Raw genomic sequence first — 5,644 nt, 5'->3', positions numbered from 1 at the left:
AACGGAAAATGGCCACCCAGCACTGGGTGGCCATTTCACGAAGAAGTCCGGCGGTGTCCTACTCTCCCACAGGGTCCCCCCTGCAGTACCATCGGCGCAGAGAGTCTTAGCTTCCGGGTTCGGAATGTGACCGGGCGTTTCCCTCTCGCTATGGCCGCCGAAACACTATTGATGTATCAAAGTGAACGATCAAGCTTTTGCTTGGATCGGTTCTCGACCGTACATCGAGAACCACATAGTGGACGCGGGCAATCTGGCCTCTCATACCAGCCTTACAACAGTATGAGAGTAGTGATTATCAAGTTATCGGCTTATTAGTACCGGTCAGCTCCATGGGTCTTTCGTCCCCACTTCCACATCCGGCCTATCAACCCAGTAGTCTAGCTGGGAGCCTCTCACCCGAAGGTATGGAAATCTCATCTTGAGGCCGGCTTCCCGCTTAGATGCTTTCAGCGGTTATCCATCCCGAACGTAGCTAACCAGCGGTGCTCTTGGCAGAACAACTGGCACACCAGAGGTTCGTCCAACCCGGTCCTCTCGTACTAGGGTCAGATCCTCTCAAATTTCCTACGCGCGCAGCGGATAGGGACCGAACTGTCTCACGACGTTCTAAACCCAGCTCGCGTACCGCTTTAATGGGCGAACAGCCCAACCCTTGGGACCTACTCCAGCCCCAGGATGCGACGAGCCGACATCGAGGTGCCAAACCATGCCGTCGATATGGACTCTTGGGCAAGATCAGCCTGTTATCCCCGAGGTACCTTTTATCCGTTGAGCGACAGCGCTTCCACAAGCCACTGCCGGATCACTAGTCCCGACTTTCGTCCCTGCTCGACTTGTCAGTCTCACAGTCAAGCTCCCTTGTGCACTTACACTCGACACCTGATTGCCAACCAGGTTGAGGGAACCTTTGGGCGCCTCCGTTACTTTTTGGGAGGCAACCGCCCCAGTTAAACTACCCACCAGGCACTGTCCCTGAACCGGATTACGGTTCTAAGTTAGATATCCAGAGTGACCAGAGTGGTATTTCAACAATGACTCCACGAACACTGGCGTGCCCGCTTCAAAGTCTCCCACCTATCCTACACAAGCCACACCGAACACCAATACCAAGCTATAGTAAAGGTCACGGGGTCTTTCCGTCCTGCTGCGCGTAACGAGCATCTTTACTCGTAATGCAATTTCGCCGAGTTCGCGGTTGAGACAGCTGGGAAGTCGTTACGCCATTCGTGCAGGTCGGAACTTACCCGACAAGGAATTTCGCTACCTTAGGATGGTTATAGTTACCACCGCCGTTTACTGGGGCTTAAATTCTGAGCTTCGCAAAAGCTAACCCTTCCTCTTAACCTTCCAGCACCGGGCAGGCGTCAGTCCGTATACATCGTCTTGCGACTTGGCACGGACCTGTGTTTTTAGTAAACAGTCGCTTCCCACTGGTCTCTGCGGCCTTCAAACGCTCCAGGAGCAAGTCCCTTCACGCCTCAGGCCCCCCTTCTCCCGAAGTTACGGGGGCATTTTGCCGAGTTCCTTAACCACGATTCTCTCGATCTCCTTGGTATTCTCTACCTGACCACCTGAGTCGGTTTGGGGTACGGGCGGCTGGAACCTCGCGTCGATGCTTTTCTCGGCAGCATAGGATCACTGAATTCGCCTTGACGGCTATGCGTAAGATCTCAGGCTATGTAAGAGACGGATTTGCCTATCTCTTGCCCTACATCCTTGCCCCGGGACAACCATCGCCCGGTACAGCTACCTTCCTGCGTCACACCTGTTAATACGCTAGCCGCACCAGCATGGGGTCGAGCGTTAGGCCCGGACCTTCACCCCGAAGGGATCCGAATCCGGGATTAGGACTCTTAGCACCACTGGATTAGCTTGGGCGGTTCTTCGCCGGTACGGGAATATCAACCCGTTGTCCATCGACTACGCCTGTCGGCCTCGCCTTAGGTCCCGACTTACCCAGGGCGGATTAGCCTGGCCCTGGAACCCTTGGTCTTTCGGAGGACGGGTTTCTCACCCGTCTTTCGCTACTCATGCCTGCATTCTCACTCGTGTAGCGTCCACGGCTGGTTTCCACCGCCGCTTCACTCGCCACACGACGCTCTCCTACCCATCAACACGGCTGGACCACGAAGGCCTACCAAAAGTGTCAATGCCACAACTTCGGTGGCGTGCTTGAGCCCCGTTACATTGTCGGCGCGGAATCACTTGACCAGTGAGCTATTACGCACTCTTTCAAGGGTGGCTGCTTCTAAGCCAACCTCCTGGTTGTCTGTGCAACTCCACATCCTTTCCCACTTAGCACGCGCTTAGGGACCTTAGTTGGTGGTCTGGGTTGTTTCCCTCTCGACGATGAAGCTTATCCCCCACCGTCTCACTGCTGCGCTCTCACTTACCGGCATTCGGAGTTTGGCTGACGTCAGTAACCTTGTAGGGCCCATCGGCCATCCAGTAGCTCTACCTCCGGCAAGAAACACGCAACGCTGCACCTAAATGCATTTCGGAGAGAACCAGCTATCACGAAGTTTGATTGGCCTTTCACCCCTATCCACAGCTCATCCCCTCAGTTTTCAACCTAAGTGGGTTCGGCCCTCCACGACGTCTTACCGTCGCTTCAGCCTGGCCATGGATAGATCACTTCGCTTCGGGTCTAGGACATGCGACTGAATCGCCCTATTCAGACTCGCTTTCGCTACGGCTACCCCTCACGGGTTAACCTCGCCACATATCGCTAACTCGCAGGCTCATTCTTCAAAAGGCACGCTGTCACCCCAACAAGGAGGCTCCAACGGTTTGTAAGCAAACGGTTTCAGGTACTATTTCACTCCCCTCCCGGGGTACTTTTCACCTTTCCCTCACGGTACTTGTCCGCTATCGGTCATCTGGGAGTATTTAGGCTTATCAGGTGGTCCTGACAGATTCACACGGGATTTCTCGGGCCCCGTGCTACTTGGGATACTCTTCGCGCCATCGGACCATTTCAGTTACGGGGCTGGCACCCTCTGTGGCTGACCTTTCAAAGCCATTCACCTATGATCCTCTGTAACGCTCGCAGTTCGGCAGAAGCTGCAGAAAAGTCCCACAACCCCGACCATGCAACGCCTGCCGGCTATCACACATGATCGGTTTAGCCTGTTCCGGTTTCGCTCGCCACTACTAACGGAATCGCTGTTGCTTTCTCTTCCTGTGGGTACTGAGATGTTTCACTTCCCCACGTTCCCTCTACCCGCCCTATATATTCAGGCGGGAGTCACTGGGTCACCTTACGGGCCCAGCGGGGTTTCCCCATTCGGACATCCTCGGATCAAAGTTCGCTTATCAACTCCCCGAGGCTTATCGCAGATTGCTACGTCCTTCTTCGGCTCCAGATGCCAAGGCATCCACCGTTTGCTCTTAGAAACTTGAAATCACATGAGTTTTAGAATCGATCGGCCCATCCGAAGATGAGCAGATTGACCAATGATCTAATAAATCAGATCATCTTTGTGATCCGAACCCGAAGGTTCGAATCTAAGATGCTCGCGTCCACTGTGTAGTTCTCAAAGTACGGGCGGTACCTTCTCCGCCGGCCCAGTCATGGCCAACAAGAAAAGGTCCAGAGGATTCGGTTCTCATCTGTTCCGATGAGGTCCGGTCCCTCAGGACCCAACAGCGTGCATGTGCGGGGCCTCATCACCCGAACCGTTCCAACCTGCAAGAGGCGTACTGAGTCCGAGCCACTCGGCTCCGCACCAATGTCAATGTTCCACCCATGAGCTAACCGGCTGAGAACATTCGTCCCAGATCCGGCGCCTGGACACCCCTGCGGGTGCCAGATGCTCCTTAGAAAGGAGGTGATCCAGCCGCACCTTCCGGTACGGCTACCTTGTTACGACTTAGTCCTAATCACCGATCCCACCTTCGACGGCTCCCTCCACAAGGGTTGGGCCACCGGCTTCGGGTGTTACCGACTTTCATGACTTGACGGGCGGTGTGTACAAGGCCCGGGAACGTATTCACCGCAGCGTTGCTGATCTGCGATTACTAGCGACTCCGACTTCATGAGGTCGAGTTGCAGACCTCAATCCGAACTGAGACCGGCTTTTTGGGATTCGCTCCACCTTACGGTATTGCAGCCCTTTGTACCGGCCATTGTAGCATGCGTGAAGCCCAAGACATAAGGGGCATGATGATTTGACGTCATCCCCACCTTCCTCCGAGTTGACCCCGGCAGTCTCCTATGAGTTCCCGCCATAACGCGCTGGCAACATAGAACGAGGGTTGCGCTCGTTGCGGGACTTAACCCAACATCTCACGACACGAGCTGACGACAACCATGCACCACCTGTTCACGAGTGTCCAAAGAGTTCCCTATTTCTAGAGCGTTCTCGTGTATGTCAAGCCTTGGTAAGGTTCTTCGCGTTGCATCGAATTAATCCGCATGCTCCGCCGCTTGTGCGGGCCCCCGTCAATTCCTTTGAGTTTTAGCCTTGCGGCCGTACTCCCCAGGCGGGGCGCTTAATGCGTTAGCTGCGACACGGAAACCGTGGAATGGTCCCCACATCTAGCGCCCAACGTTTACGGCGTGGACTACCAGGGTATCTAATCCTGTTCGCTCCCCACGCTTTCGCTCCTCAGCGTCAGTTACGGCCCAGAGAACTGCCTTCGCCATCGGTGTTCCTCCTGATATCTGCGCATTCCACCGCTACACCAGGAATTCCATTCTCCCCTACCGCACTCTAGTCTGCCCGTACCCACTGCAGGCCCGAGGTTGAGCCTCGGGTTTTCACAGCAGACGCGACAGACCGCCTACGAGCTCTTTACGCCCAATAATTCCGGACAACGCTCGCACCCTACGTATTACCGCGGCTGCTGGCACGTAGTTAGCCGGTGCTTTTTCTGCAGGTACCGTCACTTTCGCTTCTTCCCTACTAAAAGAGGTTTACAACCCGAAGGCCGTCATCCCTCACGCGGCGTTGCTGCATCAGGCTTGCGCCCATTGTGCAATATTCCCCACTGCTGCCTCCCGTAGGAGTCTGGGCCGTGTCTCAGTCCCAGTGTGGCCGGTCACCCTCTCAGGCCGGCTACCCGTCGTAGGCTTGGTGAGCCATTACCTCACCAACTACCTGATAGGCCGCGAGTCCATCCTTGACCGAAATTCTTTCCACGTACAGGAGATGCCTCCGCACGTCATATCCGGTATTAGCTTCCGTTTCCGGAGGTTATCCCAGAGTCAAGGGCAGGTTACTCACGTGTTACTCACCCGTTCGCCACTAATCCCCCAGAGCAAGCTCCGGGTTCATCGTTCGACTTGCATGTGTTAAGCACGCCGCCAGCGTTCGTCCTGAGCCAGGATCAAACTCTCCGTAAAATGTTTAGCTCCACGTCACCGAAGCAACGGGAAACATAGTGCAGACGCAGACAGGAAATATGTCCACGCACTGCGAGTTTGTTCTGACTAGTTTCGAATATCTACTGACATTCTGTTTCTAATCCAAAGGAATCTCCTGCATCAGTCATCAAACCGAAGTCATCAAACCAATGCCGAGGTTATTTGGCATTTGACATTGTGCACGCTGTTGAGTTCTCAAGGATCGGACGCACCCACCATCAACCCTTCCAGGCATCACAGTGAGGCAACTTCCCTACCTTACCACTCCCCGCC

General features: G+C 54.9%; 3 rRNA genes. All 3 read right to left on the bottom strand.

The features are described from left to right. Positions 1–45 precede the first annotated feature (45 nt). Positions 46–162 (bottom strand): 5S ribosomal RNA (gene rrf / locus ACR9ZG_RS17625). Between the two features lie 132 nt (positions 163–294). Next, a 23S ribosomal RNA gene (locus tag ACR9ZG_RS17620) occupies positions 295–3,407 on the bottom strand. A gap of 419 nt (positions 3,408–3,826) precedes the next feature. Next, positions 3,827–5,350 (bottom strand): 16S ribosomal RNA (locus ACR9ZG_RS17615). The 16S, 23S and 5S rRNA genes sit together here, the layout of an rRNA operon. Positions 5,351–5,644 lie beyond the last annotated feature (294 nt).

It is taken from the genome of Leifsonia sp. KNZ12-8B (assembly GCF_056755495.1).
Note: the sequence above shows the minus strand (reverse complement) of the source record. Positions and strands in the feature narration are given on the sequence as shown.